Source organism: Pedomonas sp. (assembly GCF_036515995.1).
Taxonomy (GTDB): domain Bacteria; phylum Pseudomonadota; class Alphaproteobacteria; order Sphingomonadales; family Sphingomonadaceae; genus Pedomonas.
On the sequence record NZ_DATBUP010000032.1, the window covers coordinates 1 to 4,848 of the forward strand.

The window sequence follows — 4,848 nt, forward strand, 5'->3', positions numbered from 1 at the left end:
GCAGGAAGATCACGACGCCCAGAATCCAGAGCAACTCACGCGGTGCCTTGTAGGAACCGTAGTAGAGGCCGCGGAAGATGTGGACGTAAACCACAATGAAGAAGAACGAAGCGCCGTTGGCGTGCATGTAGCGGATCAGCCAACCGAAGTTGACGTCGCGCATGATGCGCTCGACCGAGGCAAAGGCCACGGTTTCGTTGGCTGCATAGTGCATAGCCAGCACGATACCGGTCACGATCTGCACCACTAGGAACAGACCGGCCAGCGAGCCGAAGTTCCACCAGTAGTTCAGGTTCTTCGGGGCCTCGTAGGTTCCCAGAGCTTCAACAACAAGCCGGGGCAGCGGAAGACGGCTGTCAATCCACTTCATCACCGGCGATTTGGGTTCGTATGGCTTGGCCCAATGAAACGACATATCTTATCTCACCCGATCACAATGGAGGTCGGCGTCTTGAAGGCGTACTGGGGCACTTCAAGATTGGTAGGTGCCGGGCCTTTGCGGATACGTCCCGAAGCATCGTAGTGCGAGCCGTGGCACGGGCAGAAGTAACCGCCGTACTCGCCCTTGGGCTCACCCTGTGCGGCACCCAGCGGCACGCAGCCCAGGTGAGTACAGACGCCAAGGGTGACGAGCCAGTTGTCGTGGCCTTCCTTGACGCGCTCCTGGTCGGTCTGCGGATCGCGCAGCTCGCTGACGTTGACGGCGCGCTCCTTGGCAACCTCTTCCGCCGGACGGTTCCGGACGAAAACCGGCTTGCCCTGCCACATGACCTTGATCGCCTGGCCGACCGCAATCGGTGCCAGATCGACTTCGACCGTGGAAAGTGCGCGGGTGTCCGCGGCAGGATTCATCTGCGAAATGAACGGCCAAGCCGCCATGACGCCACCGCCAGCCACGAAGGCACCGGTGGCGATGTGGATGAAGTCGCGGCGGCGAACGCCCTCCTCCGTCGTCCCTGGCTGAGCGGCGGCTGGTGTATCGGCTGTAGCCATATCTGTCGTGGTCCCTGATGCAACTACGACCGGCGACCACAAAGCCGCCGGCCCAAAAGCCCATTGGGAGGCCCCCATGCCCCCAATATCCCGGGTTCCATAATAACCCTGACAGTATGGTGCAATGGGCAATTTGGCCGCATTGGCTCATGCACAAATGAGGCGAATGTTATAAGTAGCTGTTTTTGGGGTCAGAAAGGCAGGTCATGCGCAGCCGAAAGCGGAGCATCCGGTTACTCTCCATCTTCGTCGTCCTGGCGCTGTGCCTCTATGCCGCAACGATGTTGCCGCTGACCGGTTGGTTCGAGAAACTGGAGCCTCATAGCCCGGGGCAGTGCGTTCGCCTGGCCGGTCCGGTCGGCGCGGAAGACTTCGCTGTCGACTGGCAGAAGCGCCGCGCTTACGTTTCCAGCGCTGACCGTCACGGCGTTGAAGAGGGCAAACGGCCGGGTGGTGACATATACCTGCTCGATTTCAGCGGAGAAACGCCCAAGCTGACCCCCCTGAACGCATGGCCTGACAAGGACTTCTTCCCCCACGGCCTTGATTTCATTTCAGAATGGGATGGAACGCGCCGCCTGTTTGCCATCAACCATGGCCCCAACGGCAGGGATCATACCGTTGAGGTGTTCGATGCGCAGGAAGATGGAACGCTCCGCCATGTTCGCACGATCAGCAGTTCGTCCTTCACCTCGCCCAACGATATCGCGGCGGTGTCGGCTGAGCAGTTCTACCTCACTAACGATCCCTTCGATCTGCCCACTATGGAGCGGACCCTGAACTATCTGGGCGTGTCGACCGGAACGGTCGTCTACTATGACGGGGGCATCGCACGGCCGGTCGTGGAGAACCTGCGCTTCGCCAACGGGATTTCCCGATCACCCGATGGCCAGTGGCTTCTCGTTGCCGAGTCGCTTGGCCGCTCGGTCACCGTATACCAGCGCAATCCGTTCAACGGCCAGTTGGTCAGGCGAAGCGAGATCGCCGTTCCCATGGCGGCGGACAACATGATCGTGCACCCGGATGGCACCACGGTGGTTGCAGGCCATCCGCGCCCGCTCGCCTTCCTGTCCTACACCAAGGCGCCGCAGGACCGCCGCGCTCCTTCCATGGTGATGCAGCTCGATCCGCAGCAACTCCCCTTCCCTGCGCCGCGGCGCCGGACCCTGCCTCTGCCCTATGTGAATGACGGCAACCAGTTCTCCGCAGCCTCGGTCGGGTTCATTGACCAGCAGAGCCGGCTGTTCGTAGGCTCGGTTTATGAGCGTGGCGTCTTGATGTGCATACCACAGACCCGCTAGACCGGCTTGCGCGCAGGGCGAAGCATCCTGCGGCCAGGAAAGTGCGTCCTTGAAAACAAATAGAGCCAGGCCCTGCCGTGCGCAGGCCGTACAGGGCTCTAGAGGCCGATCCATGCGTGTGGCTTTGTTCGAACCGGAAATCCCGCCCAATACCGGCACCATCCTGCGCCTCTGCGCCTGCATGGGCGTGCCGGTTGATATCATCGAGCCGTGCGGCTTCCCCTTTTCTGACCGCGCGCTGAAGCGGGCGGGCATGGATTACATGGATCAGGTGGACATCAGGCGGCACGTCGATTTCACTGCTTTTAACAGCTGGCGGAAGTCCGACAGCGAAGAAGGCCCCCGCCGCCTTGTGCTTGTGGAGACCACCGGGACGCTCCGCCACATAGACTTTGCCTTTTCTCCCAAGGATATACTCATGCTTGGCCGCGAGACTTCGGGCACCCCGCCCGAGGTTGAGGCGGCCTGCGATGCCGTCGTACGCATCCCGATGATGCCGACGGCGCGTTCACTCAACGTCGCCATCGCCGCCGCCATCGCGCTGTCCGAGGCACTCCGGCAAACCGAAGGGTACCCTGCATGACCGACCAACTCGCCGACCAGAAACAGCGGGCCGCCCAGTGGTTCGAGACGCTGCGCAACCAGATCTGCGCCGCCTTCGAAGCGATCGAGGATGAGCAGACCACCGGTCCCTGCTCAGATCTTCCGGCTGGCCGGTTCGAGCGCAAATCCTGGCAGCGCACCGACCATAGCGGCGCGCCCGGCGGCGGCGGCACCATGTCCGTCATGAAGGGGCGAGTGTTCGAGAAGGTGGGCGTGAACATCTCCACCGTCGAGGGCAGCTTCTCCCCTGAATTCGCCAAGCAGATCAACGGCGCAGCCGAAGACCCGCGCTTCTTCGCCACTGGCATCAGCCTGGTCGCCCACATGCGCTCGCCGCTGGTGCCCGCCGTGCATATGAACACCCGCTTCCTTGTGACCACCAAATGGTGGTTCGGCGGCGGCGCGGACCTGAACCCGCCGTTCCCCAACGAGGCAGACACCGCTGATTTCCACGGGGCCTTCAAAAGCGCGTGCGACAAGCACGACCCGGCCTATTACCCCCGCTTCAAGGACTGGTGCGACGAGTACTTCTACATTCCGCATCGCAACCGGGCGCGCGGCGTGGGCGGCATCTTCTACGACCATCACAACACCGGTGACTGGGACGAGGACTTCAGCTTCACGCAGGACGTCGGCAAGGCCTTCCTCGACATCTACCCGCAGCTGGTCCGTCGTCATGTGAAGGAAGAGTGGACGCCCGAGCAGCGCGAGGAACAGCTGCGCTACCGTGGCTACTACGCCGAGTTCAACCTCGTGTACGACCGGGGCACCACCTTCGGCCTCAAGACTGGCGGCAACGTGGAAGCGATTCTCATGAGCCTCCCGCCCGAGGCCAAGTGGCCATAAGGCAGAGCTGCCCTTATTTGTGAAAGACCCCGCAGGATTGGCTGCCCGCGGGGTCTGGAAAGGAGGCAATCCAGATAGAATGGTGTCGCCATTATAGGGCAGCACCCTCCTTCCACAACAGCCTTATAGTCGAATATCCAGAGGGCAGAATTCATGCCCCGCTCATTTAATTTTACTTATTTACAATAACTTACGACCATAGAAGCCTTGTAAGCCTTCAGTCCACCTGATCCAATCCCTCCTGTCCGGAGGGCTGGTTGATTGGCCCGGCAGCGCGTCCTGTCGGCAACCGCCTCGATCTGCACATCTGCAGAAATCCACGGACTTAGAAGGGAGTTCAAACCATGCAGATAGAATGGCTGGCGCTTGTCGTCGCCATGCTGACGCTGCTCGTGCAGGCAATCCGGCTCGGGTTGTCAATCGGGCGTCGTAGCAGGGACTAGCGCCAGCGCCGTAGGGAGCATCCGGGTGGCTCGGACGCCTTGCGAGCAGCCCGGATGCTCCTCGTATCGCGTTTCGCGAAGCCCTGCTCTCCTCGCCCAAAAAGAAAGCCTCCCTCCGGCGAGCCGGAGAGAGGCCAGTCTTCGTCGAGATCGTATGGAAGCGGGCGGCTTAGTTGGCCTGACGCTTCAGGAATGTCGGAATCTCCAGCGGATCGTCGCCGTTGCGCTGGCCGCGCGGCTGCGGAGCCGGAGCTTCCTGTGCCGGCTCTTCAACCGGGGTGGAACGGGTGATGCCCATCATGCGCTCGAACAGCGTCGGTGCGCGATGGGGCTCGGCGCGCTTCGGCGCACGCATCGGTTCCGGGTAGGCCGGCTGCTGTACAACCGGCTCGGCAGCAACCGGCGCATGGTGAACCGGTGCCGGAGCGGCAACCGGAGCCGGTGCAGGTGCCGGAGCCGGGCGGGTCAGCTCAACCGGCGCAGGAGCCGGAGCCTGAGCAACCTCAGGCTGACCAACCTGGCTGGCGGCGTCGAGCGAGAGGATGTCATCCTCGCTCAGTGCCATCGGCTCGGCGGCTGCAGCAGCCGGAGCCGGTGCGGCAGCGACCGGAGCCGGCGCAGCCTGAACCGGAGCGGGAGCGGGAGCCGGAGCCGGCTTCGCG

5 protein-coding genes and 1 pseudogene are annotated in these 4,848 nt (G+C 62.5%); 3 read left to right on the forward strand and 3 right to left on the reverse strand.

Features of this window, described 5'->3' with window-relative positions:
• A partial coding sequence (locus VIG90_RS02565) for a cytochrome b N-terminal domain-containing protein (RefSeq protein WP_331591865.1) occupies positions 1–415 on the reverse strand: 415 nt, incomplete at its 3' end.
• Between the two features lie 8 nt (positions 416–423).
• Positions 424–993 (reverse strand): ubiquinol-cytochrome c reductase iron-sulfur subunit, encoded by a 570-nt coding sequence (petA, locus tag VIG90_RS02570; RefSeq protein WP_331591866.1) that lies wholly within the window; start codon positions 991–993, stop codon positions 424–426.
• Positions 994–1,199: 206 nt separating this feature from the next.
• On the opposite strand from petA, the gene VIG90_RS02575 reads away from it, so the two are divergent.
• The 3 genes from VIG90_RS02575 (at position 1,200) to hemF (ending at position 3,743) form a co-directional block, all read left to right on the forward strand.
• Entirely contained in the window at positions 1,200–2,294 is a 1,095-nt protein-coding gene (locus VIG90_RS02575; protein ID WP_331591867.1) for an SMP-30/gluconolactonase/LRE family protein, read from the forward strand.
• A gap of 112 nt (positions 2,295–2,406) precedes the next feature.
• Positions 2,407–2,877, forward strand: coding sequence for a tRNA (cytidine(34)-2'-O)-methyltransferase (locus VIG90_RS02580; protein WP_331591868.1), 471 nt, complete (start codon positions 2,407–2,409; stop codon positions 2,875–2,877).
• Complete coding sequence (hemF, locus tag VIG90_RS02585) at positions 2,874–3,743, forward strand: oxygen-dependent coproporphyrinogen oxidase (RefSeq protein ID WP_331591869.1); 870 nt, start codon at positions 2,874–2,876, stop codon at positions 3,741–3,743. The genes VIG90_RS02580 and hemF overlap by 4 nt, the downstream gene beginning before the upstream one ends.
• Before the next feature lie 612 nt (positions 3,744–4,355).
• Here hemF and VIG90_RS02590 read toward each other — a convergent pair.
• Positions 4,356–4,848, reverse strand: a pseudogene (locus tag VIG90_RS02590) (hypothetical protein); the annotation flags it as partial.